21 protein-coding genes and 3 pseudogenes are annotated in these 14871 nt (G+C 50.6%); 2 read left to right on the top strand and 22 right to left on the bottom strand.

What is annotated here, in order from left to right:
- Positions 1 to 29: 29 nt before the first annotated feature.
- From BUA56_RS09695 to BUA56_RS09600, 19 genes and pseudogenes are all read right to left on the bottom strand, one after another.
- A complete protein-coding gene (locus BUA56_RS09695; RefSeq protein WP_002569233.1) occupies positions 30 to 218 on the bottom strand; it encodes a transposon-encoded TnpW family protein in 189 nt (62 codons plus the stop codon).
- The gene (locus BUA56_RS09690) at positions 215 to 1072 is read right to left on the bottom strand and encodes an ATP-binding protein (protein WP_072851225.1); all 858 of its coding nucleotides are present in this window, start codon (positions 1070 to 1072) and stop codon (positions 215 to 217) included. The genes BUA56_RS09695 and BUA56_RS09690 overlap by 4 nt, the downstream gene beginning before the upstream one ends.
- Positions 1069 to 1818: a phage replisome organizer N-terminal domain-containing protein gene (locus tag BUA56_RS09685; protein WP_021610547.1), complete on the bottom strand. Its 750-nt coding sequence runs from the start codon at positions 1816 to 1818 to the stop codon at positions 1069 to 1071. Before BUA56_RS09685 ends, BUA56_RS09690 begins: the two co-directional genes overlap by 4 nt.
- Positions 1808 to 2020: a hypothetical protein gene (locus BUA56_RS09680; RefSeq protein ID WP_072851223.1), complete on the bottom strand. Its 213-nt coding sequence runs from the start codon at positions 2018 to 2020 to the stop codon at positions 1808 to 1810. The genes BUA56_RS09685 and BUA56_RS09680 overlap by 11 nt, the downstream gene beginning before the upstream one ends.
- Positions 2021 to 2204: 184 nt before the next feature.
- Complete coding sequence (locus tag BUA56_RS09670; RefSeq protein ID WP_072851221.1) at positions 2205 to 3827, bottom strand: relaxase/mobilization nuclease domain-containing protein; 1623 nt, start codon at positions 3825 to 3827, stop codon at positions 2205 to 2207.
- Complete coding sequence (locus BUA56_RS09665; RefSeq protein ID WP_034479871.1) at positions 3799 to 4197, bottom strand: plasmid mobilization protein; 399 nt, start codon at positions 4195 to 4197, stop codon at positions 3799 to 3801. Before BUA56_RS09665 ends, BUA56_RS09670 begins: the two co-directional genes overlap by 29 nt.
- Positions 4198 to 4779: 582 nt before the next feature.
- Positions 4780 to 4980, bottom strand: a complete 201-nt coding sequence (locus BUA56_RS09655; RefSeq protein ID WP_015536790.1) for a helix-turn-helix domain-containing protein — start codon at positions 4978 to 4980, stop codon at positions 4780 to 4782.
- Positions 4973 to 5416 carry a sigma-70 family RNA polymerase sigma factor gene (locus tag BUA56_RS09650; RefSeq protein ID WP_072851217.1) on the bottom strand — a complete coding sequence of 148 codons (444 nt, stop codon included), beginning with the start codon at positions 5414 to 5416 and terminating at the stop codon, positions 4973 to 4975. Before BUA56_RS09650 ends, BUA56_RS09655 begins: the two co-directional genes overlap by 8 nt.
- Positions 5417 to 5576: 160 nt before the next feature.
- Positions 5577 to 5981: pseudogene (locus BUA56_RS09645) on the bottom strand (helix-turn-helix domain-containing protein); the annotation flags it as partial.
- Between the two features lie 142 nt (positions 5982 to 6123).
- Positions 6124 to 6324, bottom strand: a complete 201-nt coding sequence (locus BUA56_RS09640; protein ID WP_032747079.1) for a helix-turn-helix transcriptional regulator — start codon at positions 6322 to 6324, stop codon at positions 6124 to 6126.
- A gap of 2 nt (positions 6325 to 6326) precedes the next feature.
- Positions 6327 to 6992, bottom strand: coding sequence for a DUF2178 domain-containing protein (locus BUA56_RS09635; RefSeq protein ID WP_050540877.1), 666 nt, complete (start codon positions 6990 to 6992; stop codon positions 6327 to 6329).
- 226 nt (positions 6993 to 7218) lie between these two features.
- A pseudogene (locus tag BUA56_RS09630) lies at positions 7219 to 7347 on the bottom strand (Maff2 family mobile element protein); the annotation flags it as partial.
- 411 nt (positions 7348 to 7758) lie between these two features.
- Positions 7759 to 7929, bottom strand: a complete 171-nt coding sequence (locus tag BUA56_RS23190; RefSeq protein WP_002569167.1) for a hypothetical protein — start codon at positions 7927 to 7929, stop codon at positions 7759 to 7761.
- Positions 7916 to 8770, bottom strand: a pseudogene (locus tag BUA56_RS09625) (VirD4-like conjugal transfer protein, CD1115 family); the annotation flags it as partial. The pseudogene BUA56_RS09625 and the gene BUA56_RS23190, both read right to left, overlap by 14 nt.
- 86 nt (positions 8771 to 8856) lie before the next feature.
- Positions 8857 to 9222 (bottom strand): hypothetical protein, encoded by a 366-nt coding sequence (locus BUA56_RS09620; protein ID WP_007860222.1) that lies wholly within the window; start codon positions 9220 to 9222, stop codon positions 8857 to 8859.
- A 77-nt stretch (positions 9223 to 9299) separates the two neighbouring features.
- The gene (locus BUA56_RS09615) at positions 9300 to 9473 is read right to left on the bottom strand and encodes a transposon-encoded TnpW family protein (RefSeq protein ID WP_008978040.1); all 174 of its coding nucleotides are present in this window, start codon (positions 9471 to 9473) and stop codon (positions 9300 to 9302) included.
- A gap of 64 nt (positions 9474 to 9537) precedes the next feature.
- Positions 9538 to 10401 carry an ATP-binding protein gene (locus tag BUA56_RS09610; protein WP_007860224.1) on the bottom strand — a complete coding sequence of 288 codons (864 nt, stop codon included), beginning with the start codon at positions 10399 to 10401 and terminating at the stop codon, positions 9538 to 9540.
- The gene (locus BUA56_RS09605; RefSeq protein ID WP_021413286.1) at positions 10398 to 11147 is read right to left on the bottom strand and encodes a phage replisome organizer N-terminal domain-containing protein; all 750 of its coding nucleotides are present in this window, start codon (positions 11145 to 11147) and stop codon (positions 10398 to 10400) included. Before BUA56_RS09605 ends, BUA56_RS09610 begins: the two co-directional genes overlap by 4 nt.
- Before the next feature lie 113 nt (positions 11148 to 11260).
- Positions 11261 to 11659, bottom strand: a complete 399-nt coding sequence (locus BUA56_RS09600; protein WP_007860226.1) for a cysteine-rich VLP domain-containing protein — start codon at positions 11657 to 11659, stop codon at positions 11261 to 11263.
- 126 nt (positions 11660 to 11785) lie between these two features.
- Here BUA56_RS09600 and BUA56_RS09595 point away from each other — a divergent pair, with 126 nt between their 5' ends.
- Together BUA56_RS09595 and BUA56_RS09590 are read left to right on the top strand one after the other, a co-directional pair.
- Positions 11786 to 12064: a type II toxin-antitoxin system RelB/DinJ family antitoxin gene (locus BUA56_RS09595; protein ID WP_005924829.1), complete on the top strand. Its 279-nt coding sequence runs from the start codon at positions 11786 to 11788 to the stop codon at positions 12062 to 12064.
- Entirely contained in the window at positions 12061 to 12351 is a 291-nt protein-coding gene (locus BUA56_RS09590) for a type II toxin-antitoxin system YafQ family toxin (RefSeq protein WP_002596328.1), read from the top strand. The genes BUA56_RS09595 and BUA56_RS09590 overlap by 4 nt, the downstream gene beginning before the upstream one ends.
- Positions 12352 to 12458: 107 nt before the next feature.
- Here the strand turns inward: BUA56_RS09590 and mobQ are convergent, their stop codons facing one another.
- The 3 genes from mobQ to BUA56_RS09575 all read right to left on the bottom strand — a co-directional run bounded on the left by mobQ (position 12459) and on the right by BUA56_RS09575 (position 14871).
- Positions 12459 to 13904, bottom strand: a complete 1446-nt coding sequence (gene mobQ / locus BUA56_RS09585) for a MobQ family relaxase (protein WP_072851213.1) — start codon at positions 13902 to 13904, stop codon at positions 12459 to 12461.
- A 186-nt stretch (positions 13905 to 14090) separates the two neighbouring features.
- Positions 14091 to 14381 (bottom strand): DUF3847 domain-containing protein, encoded by a 291-nt coding sequence (locus BUA56_RS09580; RefSeq protein WP_005933556.1) that lies wholly within the window; start codon positions 14379 to 14381, stop codon positions 14091 to 14093.
- 28 nt (positions 14382 to 14409) lie between these two features.
- Positions 14410 to 14871, bottom strand: a complete 462-nt coding sequence (locus BUA56_RS09575; protein WP_035394327.1) for an RNA polymerase sigma factor — start codon at positions 14869 to 14871, stop codon at positions 14410 to 14412.

Genomic DNA, 14871 nt, shown 5'->3' with positions numbered 1-14871 from the left:
AAGCGTCAAATCTGCTTCTTTATGGTCGGTCAAATCGCCGTTTTTTGTGTAGCAGCTTCCGCTTCCAGCACTTTCATCATCTTGTCGGCTGCGGTGTCGGTTGCGCCCTGCTTGAAGAAGCCGGAAACGGTAAGGACGGAGTTGCCCATGCGGATTTCCGTTACACAGTCCGGGCGGCGGTCTGTTTTGGTGGTGCTTGTCTGTTTGGTTTCTGTCATAGGCTCTCCTTTCGCTGCTTCATCAGTTGCTTTAATCGTTCCAGCTTTTCCTGTGCGGTTTCCTTTCGGAAGTTGCTACCCGTGAAGCGGACGGGGGCGCACATGGAAGTCAGCCTGTCATAGATACGGGCGTGGGGCGTGTCCTGCGGGTGCTGCAATTCCTCCAGCGTGAGGTTGGTCGTGGCGATCAGCGGCTTGCCGCTTCGGTAACGGCTGTCAATCACGCTATAAACCTGTTCCAGCCCGTATTCTGTCCCTCGCTCCATACCGAAATCATCAAGTATCAGCAGGGGGTAGCTGCAAAGGCGGGAAATATACTCGTTCCTGCCCTCAAAGCTGGCGGCAAGGTCATTGAGTATTGTTGCAAAGTTTGTCATGCAGACGGCAACCTCTTTTTCCATAAGGGCGTTGGCGATACAGGCGGCAAGGTAGCTTTTTCCTGTCCCCACGCCGCCCCAGAACAGGTAGCCGATATTTTCAGCCTGCATGGTTTCCCAGCTCTCCACATAAAAACGGGCGGTTGCGGTCTGCGGGTTTCTGCCGTTGTCATGCTCAAATGTCCAGTTCCGCATAGCAGGGTCGGTAAAGCCCCGGCGTTTCAAGTCCTCCACTGTTTCAAGGTGCTTCTGTCGGCTTTCAGCGGCTTCCCGTTTTTCACGGGCTGCCCGCTGGCAGTCGCACTCTGTCGGGTGTCGGTCATGCCCTAACCATTGGGCGGTTTCTTTTGAAAAATAGGCTTCTTTGGGCGTATGGCACTTGCCGCAGTATAAAAGCCCGTCCTCGCCTGTGTAGTCGTCCGCTTCGGCGGTAGTGGCTGTAATGTCCGTAATCATAGCTTCAATCCCGTTTCTCATAAGCTCTCGCCCTCCTTGCATGAATAATCGGGTATGCCCTGTTTCGGGGCAGCCTTGCCTTTGGCAGCGTCCTCCTGCGCCCACTTGTAAATGGTGGCTGCATGGCTGTGGTACTGCTTCCCGGTGGAAGCGATATGGCAGGAAAGCCGGTCAATATAATACTCCCACTTGTCGGGCAGCTCTGTTTTCAGCCCGGAAAGCTCTGTATCGGTCAGTATCACATTGTTGTATCTGCCATAAGCGGCGGGGGCGGGGTGTCCCGTTTCTCCCTCTCTCTCTTTTTCTATCTTTATCTCTTTCTCTAACTCTATCTCTATCTCTGGTGGACGAATGTCGGACAAATGTCCGCCTTTTGTCCGGGACGGTAAAAGTGCCTTGTTTTCCAGCCTTGCAGCCCGTTTCCTTTCGGCTTCGGTAGAGGACTGTCCTATCATCAGTTCAATGTCGGTCATATAGAAAGCCCCGCTGTCAAGCTGCTCCACAAGCCCCAACTGCCGGAAAATCTCTAAAGCCCTCTCAACCGTCCCTATCTGGTGGCGGGTCAGTGTCGCTATCATCTGTGCTGTGTAGGGGATATGCTCGTCAAGCTGCAACTTCCCGCCGTTTTTCAGCGATTTTAAGTACAGCTTCAAGAGGATATTGGAATATAAAATTCCGTCTTTCATATCTTCCAGCAGCACAATGGAGTCGCTGTCAAAAAAGTTCTCTTTCAGCTTGAGGTAGTAATACTTGCGGTTATCTGCCATTGTCCCTGTCCTCCTTTTTCCGGCGTTTGGAGTAGTAGCGGGGGCAGAGTATGATAACCGCCCGAAAGCTCTGCTTGTAGCTATGGGTACAGCCCCGGCAGAGGTCGTTGTATGTGATACGGTCGCAGGTGGTATTTCCGACTTTTACTTGCCGCAGGAAAAAAGACCATTCCAGCCGCCGTTTCTTGCTCATTCTTGGCATGGGTGCGCTCCTTTCTGCCGTTTCCGCTGGTGTGGCGGTATCGGCGGTAATTCTGTATCATCTCGGTATCATTTTCGGGGTTTTTCTGCCCTGTAAGCCCGTTAAAAAATCCTTTGGTATTGCGGATAGGGTGCGGGGCAGCCCCCTTGTTCTGTATGGGTTCGGGTACATTTTGGGGCGGTTTTTATCGCTCCTGTTCCTGCCTTTTCACAGGCTTGCGTTCCCGGCGTAAAATCTGGTCGATATTGCCCTTGACAGTCTGTAAGCGGCGGTATTCCTCCCGTTTTGCCCGGTAATCGTTGTAGCCGCTGTTTTTCTCTTTGATAAGGCTTTCAATCTCTGCTTGCAGGGCTTTATAGCTCGGCAGCTTGGAAATGCCGTTCTCCCTGAAATAACGGGCGGCTGCGTCTGCTATGATAAAGTCGCTTTCGTGCTTCTGACGGTAGGCTGCTTTTGCTTTGGCGTTTTTCTGCTGTTTCAGTCCGTCCCGGACAGGGCGGGTCTTGGAATAGGCAAGCACCTGCCGTTGCAGCTCCTTTTTCCCGTTCAGCGTCTTTTCCACCTGCTTCAGCTCTGTAAGGCTTTCCTGCATGGCGGCATAAGCGGCAGAACAGGCTTCGTCCAGTTCCTCCGGGGAAGAAAAGCCATACTGCTGATAGGCGGTAACGGTAGCTGCCATTTGCTTTAGGTTGTGCTTTGCCGCCCAGCGGTCATAGCCCATGCCCTTGCCCTCGGCTCGCTTGGCTTCCCGGTCAACCATGCGCTGCAAGGTGTTGTCTGCCGGGGTGGTTTTTGCGGCTTTTTCCTCCCGCAAGCGTTCCTTTTGGGTGTGTGGGTATTCGGGTATGTCTGTGGTCTGTTCGGCGGCTCTGTGAGCGTTATGCGTGAGCAGGGCAAGGACAGCAGCCTTGTCAAAATCGTCCCCCAGCTTCCGGGCTGTGATAGGCTTTGTCCTGTCCGGCGTGAGGTAGGAAAGCCGCCCCCGGCTCTCCTTGACGGTTACACCCTCCCGCAGCAAAAGGGAAGAAAACTCGTCAAAGCTGGTAGCTTGGGAAAGTGCCTGCCGTATCGTCCGGCGCAGCTTCGCCTTGTCCGTTTCAAACTTGGTGGGCTTGGTCGGCTGTCCTGCGGCTTCTCTGGCGGCGTTCTCTTTATCAAGGGCAAGCTGCCCTTTCTTTGCCGCCCAGTATTCCCGTTCGGTTATCCGTTCCTTGCTGCCGTTCAAGAGGTCGATTTGGTAAAGTCCCTCCCGGTGGCACATCTCCATGACTTCACTCTTGAAATATTCCATAGCGGCGTTGGTGCAGCGGTGCTTGCAGCCCTCCCGTGTGTCGGCTGGTCTGTCCATGTAGGGCAGAAGCGGGACTTCATAAATCCGCAGGGAGTTGATGACGATATGCACATGGATATTGCCGCTGTGGTTATGCCCGTCCGGGTGGGTGCAGACTAAGGCTTGGTGTCCGGGGAAATGCTCTTTACAGAACTGCTCGCCCAGCTCCTGCGCCCGGTCTACGGTCAAGCCGTTGTCTGTCCCGTCCCGTGGGTCAAAGCTGATGATATAGTGGTGGCTTTTCACATCTTCCCGTTTTTGGTTTTTCTCATAGCGGAGATTAGCCCGCATACAGGCAACAGCGAAATCCTCGCCCCCGCAGTTAAGGGAAGAAATGCGGTAATCCTCCCTCGGTATCAGCCGCCCGTTTTCATCAAGGGTGGGCTTCATGGTAAACTCGTCATGCTCAAATGTGAGGTAGGCTTCCGCTGCGCCATAGTCCGCATTTTTAGAGCTGATATGTTTGAATGTTGCCAACAGCGTCACCTACTTTCTGCAAGACTTCAAACTTTAGGGCAGCAAGGTCGGAAACCGCCGCCCGTACCTCCCCGGCAAGCTGCGGGTAGGGGCTGTGCCACTCGTTCAGCGTCCGGGCTATCTGGTTTAAGTTGCCGCCGATCCTGCCGTATTCGGCGGTCAGCTTCCCGACAGCGGCAAGCAGCTCGTCGTTGACGGGGGAAACGGTTATGATGGGGCGTATGGCTGCCCCGGTTATGGCTTGCCGGATAAACTCGGCTTGGCTCATGTTGCAGGCAGAAAGCCTTTCCGCAAACTCGGCGTATTCTTCCTCGGTCATGCGTGTCTTGACTACCCGGCTGCGGTGCGGCGTGTTGTATCGTTTTCGCATGGTAAAACCTCCTTTCTGTGCGTGGTGTCCTCTCACTAATAGGAGAAAAACGGGGTGTGAAGCGGAACTGTTTTTGAAAAATCCGAAAAAATATTTTGAGGGATTTTTAAGCGGCGCAAGCCGCATAAGCAGGGTTTGGGGAAGGCACTCCCCAACAAGATTCCCGCAGGGGCAAAATGAGCGAAAAGCGAATTTTGGTACTGCGGTAGAATCTTGCTCTAAGAAACTGCCGGACTGCCGTTCACTTCCTACTGCCACTTTTTCAGAAAATCTATAACCAGCTTTTTCATAAAAGGCTGCGGGCTGGCGTTCTTCCTCTTACTCCCTACAACACCGCAAAAAGCAAAAATGACGGACTTTCCGGCAAGAACTTTTCCGGCGGCTCGGTCTTTCCCGACAATAAGGCGTTTCGGAAGCTGCGTTTTGCCCGCTGGCTAAAAAAATGGCAGCCTTTTTAGCTTCAATGTCTAATACGGAACTTTTGGAAATTTGCCAAAAATGGGCGCAAAAAAAGCAGCAAATCTTTTTCGGATTTACTGCTTCATGTGCTGCTGCGGGGCGGCGGGATATTCAGTTTTTATGTTATCGGTCAAGCCGGAACTTGAACAGGCTTTCAATCAGCTTTGTTCTGATGTAGTCCTCCATATCAGAATTATAATAGCCGTTCATTTTGGAGAAATAGCGGATATACCCGGCATATCGGTCAAGGACAGCTTGTATCGCTATGGGGTCGCCCTCATGTGCTTTTATTATCGTGTCATAGGGGAGAAGTAGGCTACTCATGGGACAGCACCTCCATTTCTTCTTTCAGCCGCTTCAAGGCAAGCTGGATATGCCGCCCGATTGTGCTGCGTGTCCAGCCGCTTTGTTCTCCGATTTCTTTCTGCTTCAAATGCTGGAAGTAATACAAAAAGATTTCCTCCTGCGACTGTTCCGGCAGTTCGGCAAGAGCCGCCGCAAGGGAACAGCTATCTAAAAATATCGTCTGCCCCCGGACGGAGAATGGATAAGTTTCGCCATAGTCTGGCACTTGAAAATACTCGTCTATGGTGCTTAGTGGAACAAACTTTTCTTCGGTCAAGTATTCAAGGGAGATTTCCCGTTTCCACCTCGCTGCCAGCATACGGGCAGCGTCAAAGGACGCATGGCGAATAACAATCCGGCAATAGGTATCATGGGTATAGCGGATATGTTCTTGATAGGCTTCGTATTCAGTCATGGAAAATCCCCCTTTCTTCGATTATGGGAAAGGGCGGCAGCACTTTTTGCTGTCGCCCCTTGATTACCCACCAGCAAGGACAGACGGGGCTGTCAACGGTGGGCGCAGCCCATTCACTTGCCGTTGACTGGCTCGGCTGGTTTTGCTATTTTTAGCGACTTCATTCATCTATGCTTATCGTTTCATCACTTATTGCTAGCGGGTTATTCTGGGTATTGCTGTTGAGGTCTGGAACGCTGAAAAAGACAGCAATAAAAATATTCACAAGAACGATTACTGCTAATATAATGGCAACAATTTTCCAGATACGACGTGAGCGGCGGTTCTTGATTGCCAGTTGCTCGTTTATTCTGGATAGTTGTTCGGCAACATCACTGGCGACATTTTCATTTTCAATTTTCGTACCCAGCAATTCACTGACATATACCTCTAATATTTCAGCCAGACGAATAAGAGTATCAGCGTCGGGAACGGACAAATTTTTCTCCCATTTGGAGATAGTCTGTCTGACTACATGAAGTCTGGTTGCTAATTCTTCCTGTGAAAAGCCTTTCTGTTTTCTGAGAGTTTTTAGATTTCATAGAAACATGATGCGTTCCACTCCTTTGTCTTGGTAAATCAAAAATAGCATGATAGTTGCTATGCGGCAAGCAATGCAGATTAACATTAGCGCAACTGCCTATAAAATAAGCATAATTCCGCACAAATCACTTGAAAACGAATATTTCTTCAATCGGTGCTTCAACAACTCTTGAAATATCAATCGCCAGTTTAAGTGAGGGATTGTATTGTGCCTTTTCCAGCCGCATAATTGTTTCTCGCCGCACGCCTACCTGTGCCGCTAACTGCTCTTGTGTCAAATCCTTTAATAGCCTGTACTTTTTTAATCTACATTCAAAATCCGGCACGCTTATTCCTCGCTTTCATCAAACTGTTCATCGTTATCATAATGATATAGCAGATATTCGCTAAGGAATATTTCAAGTGCTATGGAGAGAGCTATAACAATAACAAGAGCAATTAAGGTATATTCAAGGTTATCCATGAGCTTTCCCTGTCCCAAAATGAGTATTGCAAGAAAAATAATGGACAGAGAAGTTTTGTTCGCTACACTTTGCGCTTTCATTTTGTTTTCTTTGTATCGTTCATCTATAAGAGTATTTGACATTTTTCCCTCATAGAAAAATCCGAAAAAGCCGAAAAACAGGAAAAACACAAAAGGAAAAATTGTCTTGTCAACGCTGTAAGTCCAAAATCCCAAAAATCCGGCAAATCCTAATAAACCTAAAAAACCCAGTTTTGGATTTATTGTTCTGGTGGATTGCAAGGTTAATTCCCTACGCCTGTTTGTTTTAATAGATTCCAAAAACAACACAACAATATTCACAATATACAAGGTAAGAAGTACGCCGGAAATAATCATAGGCAGGTCTTGCACTCTGAAAACATATTCAGATAAATCCATAGGCACAATAAACCTTGAATTGTTAAATGCTATCGTGTACCATGAAGATATTGCTACCAGCAGAGCGCATATCACGCCCAGGCAAATTGTGAGTTTCGTTCTTTTTTTCATAATGGTGTCCTCCGATGAGATGTATTTGTCGCTTGTCGAGATAAATATATCACTTCAAAGGCTGGCTGTCAATAGGAAAGATACAAATACATCACTTTCCCAAAAATGCTTAGAAAGACAAAAGCTGATATAGGAAAATCCCCACATCAGCTTTTCGTATTGGTCTGTGTTTCGGAAATAGTGGCTGCTGTCTATCAAATTATCATTTGTTACTTTACCGCACATGAGCATTCGCGCCCGGATTGTCGTTGCCGTAGCCTTCCATGAGGTTAATCACGCCCCAGATACCAAGCCCGGCTCCAAGTGCTACAACAAGGGTCTGCAAAACGTCTACTGCGCTATTGAAAAATGCCATAAATATATCCTTTCTGCCGCGTCTGCGGCTGTCCGGCAAGCGGACAAAAGGCGGTCAGCGTATGGTCGCCGCCGCATAAAAAAACCGCCCTCTGGTAAAGGCGGCTGTCCCCGCGCTGCGTAAGTCCTGCGGCGCGGCGGTATTCAGTTGTAAGGGGTGCGGCTCCTGCCGCTGTGTACTGCGCCGGAAAGTGGGGGCGCGTATCATGTAGCCGGTATGGATAGATGTGATTGCTTCAATCGCTCCTTTCTGTGTCCCGCTGTGCTGCCGGACGTTTTTTTCAGACTTGCGGGAAGTGAATAGCTTGCGTAGCAAGGTGTTCGCTTCCCGCAAGTTCACAAAGGGGTAGCTGCCGCAAGGCAGCGTAGGGGAAGTGTAGCTTCCCCTGTCCCCCGGCGGTCTGCCATGCTGTCACTGTTGCGGGATAAGCCCCCGGCGCGTGACATACTCCGTTGCAAAACGGCGGTGTTCCGCTTCCTTTTCCCGCCAATACTCCCATAATGCAGCGTCGGCGGCTTCCGCAACATTCATTAAAAACCGTTCAAGCTGCTTTTGTTTTTCCTCTGCGCTACGTTTCCTCATGGTCTGCGTCCTCCTGTAAGTCTGCTGCGTCAATCTCGTAATAGTCAAAAACCTCGTCGGGCTTGACAATGGCGGGGCGGCGTTTAAGGTGCTTTTCCATGTCAAAGGCGTTCTTCGGGTCTGCGTCGGATAGGTACTTGTATTTCGGGTGTTTCGTTATGTCGAATTTGTCCGAAAAGAACGGGCGCACCCCGCGTAGCTGCAAGATACATTTCCCTCCGTCCATGACTGCGATTTCATCTTCCGTCATAAGCTGCTTTCCCAATTTCTGATAGTTCAGCCCATGCGAAAGCTCCCGCCCTCTGGTTTCGGAAGTGTTGAAGCTGTCTATCGTTTCCTTGCCTAAAATCTCCGATATTTCTTTGAGGGTGGTTTTCTCCTTGCCGCCCAAGAAAAGCGTGGTGTCGCAGTTGCCGACTATGGTATCGGCGTTGTCCTTGTAGATTGCCTTTAGCTGTGACTGGCTCTGCAAGATGATTGACGCGGAGATTTCCCGGCTCCGTATCGTTGCAATGAGCTTTTCAAACTTTGGTATCTGCCCGATATTCGCAAATTCATCAAGTAAGCACCTAACATGGACGGGAAGCCGCCCGCCATATTCATCATCTGCTTTGTCGCATAAAAGGTTGAATAACTGTGTGTAGAGAATACTCACGACAAAGTTAAAGGTGTCGTCGGTGTCGCTGATAATCACGAAAAGGGCTGTCTTTCTGTCGCCTATGGTGTCAAGCTCCATTTCGTCGGTTTCCATAAGCTCCCGCAGCTCCTTAATGTCGAATGGGGCTAACCTCGCGCCGCATGAGATAAGTATGCTTTTTGCGGTCTTGCCAGAGACAAATTGTCAAGGACTTTTTAATCAAATTCACAAAAAATCTACAAAAAAGGTGCCAGAAGCATTGTATGGCTCCTGACACCTCGTTTGATAGATTACATTTTTCCGTTCAGCAGGTCTTTGCAGAGATACGCGTAGTCTGGCAGCTGGTTGATATATGACTCCCAGCGCCGCTTGATTTCGGCCAATTCCAGCGGGTCGGCTGCTTCCAGTGCATGATCGTTGCCCGTCATATACAAAACATCCGTAGCAACATCGTCCAAACACCTGCCGCAGAGATCGGCGGCTGATTCTATCCTGATACCGGTATCCACATAAAGCGGATTTACGCCAATCGTCAGCCAGACATAGCCCACCTTGTCCGACCAGAGCAGTTCAAAATCGGGGCTTTGCCGCAGATGTTCCGCAAAGACTTCCTTTACTCGCTCAATTTCATGTTTCTCTTTTTCTGTGTAAAGCATTTTTGTGTCCTCCTTGACAAAAATTTTGGTGCATACCATCATCAGTTTAGCACAAGGCGGCTTCGTTTATCAGTCTGTCACATCTGCTGAATTTCATTTTTGAGCATACGCTTGATTTTATCGCTCATGGTTTCTGTGCTGGTATTGCTGAAATGGACATGAACCTTGTAGGTCGTCTTACCGATTTTCTTTACCATCGCCGGCGTGTTTTCCGGCGCTCTGGACGCAGTAACGGCGTCTGCCACCTGCATAGTACGGGGTTCTTTGTTCATGGCGCTCCTTTCTCCGAACGGGTCTGTGCCGCCCGGTAAAAAATCAGTCGTGCTTACTGTTTACAATGTCTTTTGCTGTCTGTCGGGTAGCACCGGCATTTTCTTCCCGAAAATTCTTCCCGTCAAAGAGGATCGGCGCACACCGTTCCAAAATACGGTCATAGATACGGGCGTGGGCCAGATCAGGCGGGTTTTTCAGCTCGGACAGTTTCAAGTTTGTTGTGATAATCATGGGTCTGCGGCTGCGATAGCGGCTGTCAATGACGAAAAACATCTGCTCCATAGCATATTCGGTACTGCGCTCTACACCCAAATCGTCAATGATAAGCAAGTCATACTCATCAAAGCTGGCAATAAACTCCGACCTGTCCTCAGCGAACATCCCGGTCAGGCGGTTCAGAATGGTGGGAAAGTTCGTCATCAGCACCGGCACATCCTGGTCAAGTAGAGCGTTGGCAATACATCCGGCGAAAAAAGACTTGCCGGTTCCCACATCTCCAAACAGCAAAAGCCCGATATTGCTCTTATATGCCTCTTTCCAGTTCTCCACATAGGCATGAGCCTTGTCCATCAATGGGTTTTGCCCGTTATCATTGGAAAATGTGTAGTCGTACAGATAACGGTCTTGCAAGCCCTGTGCCTTTCGGCGTTTGATACGCTCCATACGGCGCTGCCGTTCTTCAGCAGCCTTGCGCTGCTCCTCAGCTTCCCGCTGGCACTGGCAGATGCAACGCGGCATAAAGTAGCCGGATTTCCCAAAGCATGGCACAACGGTCTGCCTCTGGCCGCCGCATTTCTTACAGTGAATGAGCCCGTCTGACAAGTCTATATACTCGTCCTCAGCCAATTCCACACCGGCAGCTGCCTTGTCGATGAACGCCCGGATTTCTGCGGTAATCTCAATCATACAGTTTCATCCTCCTTTACGCTGTAATCCCGGTTGCGTGAGGGTGTGACAGTTTTTTTAGCGTCCTCACCGGCCCAGCGCCGGATGGTCGCTGCATGGCTCTGATAACGCTTGCCGGTAGAAGCCATGTACTCGGACAGTTTTTCGATGTACTGTTCCCATACAGCAGGAAAACTGGCCTGCAAGTCAGCCAGTTCTTCATCCGTCAGGAAAATATTCTGGTAACGGCCATAGGTGTGGGAAGGGTGCCCCATTTCAGGGCGTACCTTCTCTATCTCTCTCTTTATCTTTATCTCTTTCTCTAACTCTATCTCTATCTCTGGTGGACGAATGTCGGACAAATGTCCGCCACTTGTCCGGAGCGCAGAAAGAGCCTTATTTTGAAGCCTTGCAGCCCGCTTTCGCTCAGCCTCGGTAGAGGACTGGCCGATTAAAAGTTCGATGTTGCTCATGTAGAATGTGCCGCTGTCCAGCACTTCCACAAGACCCAGCTTCAAAAAGATTTGCAAGGCTCTCTCCACAGTGCCGATCTGCTGGCGGGTGATGGTGGCGATTATCTGCGCCGTGTAAGGCATGTCCTCGTCAAGCTGGAGCCGCCCGCCATGTTTCAGCGATTTCAGATACAGCTTGAGCAGAATGTTAGAATACAGCACACCGTCCTGCATACTTTCCAGCAGCACGATAGAATCATCGTCAAAATAGTTTTCTTTGAGTTTCAGGTAATAATATTTTCGATTGTCTGACATAGGGTTCCTCCTTGGGGATTCTCTTGGGATTCTGTACGCATTTTAAGGCTATTTTAGGAGTCAGAGGATAAATCTATCAGCCTGCCTTTGACACCCTCGAAAAAAGCCTTGATTTACAAGGGTTTTTCAGCCCCTAAAGCGTGACATTTCTCCCGTTGTTTCCGCTTGCGCTTTGCGGCGTTGATCCGCTTCATGCGCGCGGCACATTCCGGGCAATATTTGGCCCTGTTAGAACCGGGGGTAAACAGCGCCCCACATACAGCGCATTTCTTAGCATTCAGTCGGTGGAACAGCGCCGTTTCCAGTTCCTTATCCTGCGGCAATACCGCCGCCCGAAACCACCTGCACAACAGGGAGTAGGAAATGGACTGGACACAGATGCATTCCTCCCCATCGTCCAGGGCGATACAGTTTCCGTCAATGTAGTTACAGCACTCATGCACCAGCCTCCGCGCTCTGCGGTACTGGCGGTAATCCATGACAGGGATAGGTTCAGTCTTGTTGTTCTTCATAAATGATTTCTTTCATAAAGCGTGTAACCTCCTCGAATGAATTTATTGTTAAATATTCGTGCAAAGTATTGTTTTCTTCGTGCAAATGGCATATACTATAATTGCCAGCAGAAAGGGGTTGATCGTATGGCTGGAAATACCACAAACATCAGTATCCGCATGGACGCAGATTTGAAAGCGCAGGCGGACGCACTGTTTACTGAACTTGGCATGAACCTGACTACGGCGTTTAACATCTTTGTGCGCCAGTCGCTTCGTGAAGGCGGCATTCCCTTTGAGGTAAGGCTGGAACAGCCGAACAAAGAAACGGTTGCTGCCATGCTGGAAGCGGAAAGGATTGCAAAAGACCCGTCTGTAAAGGGCTACAATGACCTTGACGAGTTGTTTGCTGACCTGAAAAGATGAAAGAAACCAAATATACCGTCAAGTACACGACCAGTTTCAAAAAAGACTACAAACGAGCCATAAAGCGTGGCTTGAAGATTGAGCTGCTGGAGCAGGTCGTAGCATTGCTGGCAATGGGCGAACCGCTGCCGGATAAGAACCGCGACCATGACCTGTCCGGCGATTGGGCAGGCCATCGGGAATGTCATATTCTCCCGGACTGGCTGCTTGTCTACCGCATAGAGGATGATGTTCTGGTGCTGACGCTGGCCCGCACCGGCACACACAGCGACTTGTTCGGCAAATAAACAGTCTGCCGCCGTATGGGGAAACCTGTACGGCGGTTTTTCTGTATGCAAAGGTATGTCGTGAAACGCGACACACTTGACAGGGGTACGCCAAAACGCGGTAGCCTTTACCGCTCCGGCCCACGGTCGTGAGACTTGTCCCTTTCCTGTCGGGACAGCTGCTCGGCGGTTTTGCGGAGCCGTTCCACTGCTTTCAAATCCTCCCTCATGGATTTCATGGCAAGCGTGTCCGTCTGCTTTCCGGCGGCCAGCTGGTCGATTTCCCGCTGCCATGCCTTCGGGGTGATCCCCTCGCCGCTGTCTTTCAGTTCTTTCAGATACCGGGCTGCTGCATCATACAGGATCAGTTCCCGGCTGTGGCGCTGCTCAAACTGTTCCCGTTTTTCCGGTTTTACTTTGGCAAGCTGCTTGTGGATGGACTTGTACTGGTTGTACTGTTCCCACATCTCCCCGCGTTCGGTAAGAATGGCGATCCGGCGCTCAGCCTTGACGATCTTTCCCCGCAGGTCATAGTAACAGCTGTTCATATCAGCGATTTTTTCATGAAGCTGCTGCATAGACTGGATGCCGTTTACCTGCAAAAAGCTGAATAGTGCAGCGCTTTCCTGCAAAGCCCGGATTTTGCCGGTGCGGGTGCGGGGAGCGTTCAACTGCTGTTGGGCTTCCCACAAGGCGGTCAAGCTGCTTTGCTGCGTTTGTGGTTTTTCCGCTTCCGCTTTCGACCAGCGATAAAGACGGGTAATGCGAGCTTTGATTTCTTTCAGCAGCTTGTTGTCGGCGACGATCTGTCGGTTTACTTCCCCCTTGTCGGTGCGGATACCGCGCTTTTCCATTTGGCTGGCAGCTGGCCCCAGATGGACAGAGGGAATTTTATCAATGCCCTGCCGCTTGTAGCTGCGGTGGTCAATACGCTCCGGTCTACCGGCAGATTCCAGTGCCCGGTTGGTGTAGGCTGCCCACGCTGCCCGCCAAATCTCCACATTTCCTTTATCGTTCCAGTCGGTCGTATCCTCCCGATGATTTTTCCAGCCGCCTTTCCCATCCGGGATACGCTGTCCATTCTCGTCCAGATCGTATGCCTTGCGGCACTTTGCGCCCCACTGTCCATTTTCTTTCAACGGCCGGAGCGTCAGCATGATATGGACATGAGGGTTGCCGGTTCCCTTGTCATGGATAGCAAAGTCGGCGCACATTCCTTTGTCTACAAAGTTGTCCTTCACATAGGCACGCACAAGGGCAAGCTGTTGTTCGCCGGACAGTTCACGGGGTAAAGCTGCCTCAATCTCGCGGGCAAGCTGGCTGTCTCTTGCTTTCTCGATTTGCTCCACGCTGTTCCAGAGGATAGAACGGTCTGCAAATTCCGGCGGGGCGTGGGCAGGCAGCATGATCTCCGCATGGACAATGCCGCCTTTCCGGGTGTAGTCGTGGATCATTCCGTCCCATTCATTTGTCAGCTTGGTTCCACTGCGGTAAGCAGCTGCGGCAACGGCTGAACGGCCTGCGCTGCGCTTGATGATACTGACGGGGATATGACAGAAATCTATGGGGAACACCTCCTTTCAGTGAGGGGATAACAGGCTCTGTGGAGCCGGACAAACGCAAAGCGGGTGTTTGGCTGCGCAGAGCACACAAGGGGTTTGGGGAGCGTAGCTTCCCATCGCGGACGAAGTACGCAACGCCCCCGGCAGGGCGCACAGCACCGGCAACGGTGTATAAGTGCGCCCTTGTAAACAAGGGACTTATGGCATATCCCCGGATTTTGGCAGGTTTGCAGTCAATTCCGCAGCCCCCGGAAGATAGGACAGGGCAATCAGAAATGCTTTGACCTCTGCGCCGGAAAGGCTGGAAGCCAGCGGGAAAATCCCCTCCAAAATGGCTCCGCGCTCAATCAGGCGGCGGGTGCGAACCCTGCGTTCTTCGTTTCGTTGCTTGTTCTCCAAAATCTTCTTGCGGTTTTCAAGCTGCCGGATCTCCTTCAGGACTTCCTGCCGTTCTTCTTTTGGGGGTTGGGCTGTAATTTTTTCGTTCATGTCATGCACCTCTTTTCTTTGGAAACGCTTATAGATTGACCGTCCATTTCTGACGCGCAAAGTACCGGCGCAGCCTCCGCAGTGCAGCGTGGATGGATTTTCCCGCCTGTGATGGTGTGATACCCTCCATTGCGGCAATATCTTTCACTTTCATACCCAGCATATAGCGGGCGTGGACACGGCGAGCCTGCATAGGCGGCAGGGAAGAAATGGCTTCATACAATCGCCGTATCAGTTCTTCGTATTCGGCTAATTCTTCTTTTTCTATCAGATGATCCTCCGGCGATGGCTGCGCCCAGCCGATTGCAGCATTTTCGATTCCATCGTTACAATCGAGGGAGTAAAACGCCTTATACCGGAACATCTTGCGTTCTCTGGCGGCCTCGGCTCTCTTATCCAGAAGAAACGCTTCGACGATCTCATCGGACACCTCCACAAAAATGTCCTCTTTGCAAAATGGATAATATTGTTTGAGATTGATGGTCTGCAT

The sequence above is a fragment of the Lactonifactor longoviformis DSM 17459 genome, from assembly GCF_900129135.1.
In the GTDB taxonomy this organism is placed as follows: domain Bacteria; phylum Bacillota; class Clostridia; order Lachnospirales; family Lachnospiraceae; genus Lactonifactor; species Lactonifactor longoviformis.
The sequence above is the reverse complement of the archived record's forward strand: the minus strand, read 5'-3'. Positions and strand labels throughout refer to the sequence as shown.

Coding starts and splice junctions, on each gene's coding strand:
- BUA56_RS09695 (WP_002569233.1), bottom strand. CDS start 218: ATGACAGAAACCAAACAGACAAGCACCACCAAAACAGACCGCCGCCCG.
- BUA56_RS09690 (WP_072851225.1), bottom strand. CDS start 1,072: ATGAGAAACGGGATTGAAGCTATGATTACGGACATTACAGCCACTACC.
- BUA56_RS09685 (WP_021610547.1), bottom strand. CDS start 1,818: ATGGCAGATAACCGCAAGTATTACTACCTCAAGCTGAAAGAGAACTTT.
- BUA56_RS09680 (WP_072851223.1), bottom strand. CDS start 2,020: ATGCCAAGAATGAGCAAGAAACGGCGGCTGGAATGGTCTTTTTTCCTG.
- BUA56_RS09665 (WP_034479871.1), bottom strand. CDS start 4,197: ATGCGAAAACGATACAACACGCCGCACCGCAGCCGGGTAGTCAAGACA.
- BUA56_RS09655 (WP_015536790.1), bottom strand. CDS start 4,980: ATGAGTAGCCTACTTCTCCCCTATGACACGATAATAAAAGCACATGAG.
- BUA56_RS09650 (WP_072851217.1), bottom strand. CDS start 5,416: ATGACTGAATACGAAGCCTATCAAGAACATATCCGCTATACCCATGAT.
- BUA56_RS09635 (WP_050540877.1), bottom strand. CDS start 6,992: ATGAAAAAAAGAACGAAACTCACAATTTGCCTGGGCGTGATATGCGCT.
- BUA56_RS23190 (WP_002569167.1), bottom strand. CDS start 7,929: ATGAGGAAACGTAGCGCAGAGGAAAAACAAAAGCAGCTTGAACGGTTT.
- BUA56_RS09620 (WP_007860222.1), bottom strand. CDS start 9,222: ATGCTTTACACAGAAAAAGAGAAACATGAAATTGAGCGAGTAAAGGAA.
- BUA56_RS09615 (WP_008978040.1), bottom strand. CDS start 9,473: ATGCAGGTGGCAGACGCCGTTACTGCGTCCAGAGCGCCGGAAAACACG.
- BUA56_RS09610 (WP_007860224.1), bottom strand. CDS start 10,401: ATGATTGAGATTACCGCAGAAATCCGGGCGTTCATCGACAAGGCAGCT.
- BUA56_RS09605 (WP_021413286.1), bottom strand. CDS start 11,147: ATGTCAGACAATCGAAAATATTATTACCTGAAACTCAAAGAAAACTAT.
- BUA56_RS09600 (WP_007860226.1), bottom strand. CDS start 11,659: ATGAAGAACAACAAGACTGAACCTATCCCTGTCATGGATTACCGCCAG.
- BUA56_RS09595 (WP_005924829.1), top strand. CDS start 11,786: ATGGCTGGAAATACCACAAACATCAGTATCCGCATGGACGCAGATTTG.
- BUA56_RS09590 (WP_002596328.1), top strand. CDS start 12,061: ATGAAAGAAACCAAATATACCGTCAAGTACACGACCAGTTTCAAAAAA.
- BUA56_RS09580 (WP_005933556.1), bottom strand. CDS start 14,381: ATGAACGAAAAAATTACAGCCCAACCCCCAAAAGAAGAACGGCAGGAA.
- BUA56_RS09575 (WP_035394327.1), bottom strand. CDS start 14,871: ATGCAGACCATCAATCTCAAACAATATTATCCATTTTGCAAAGAGGAC.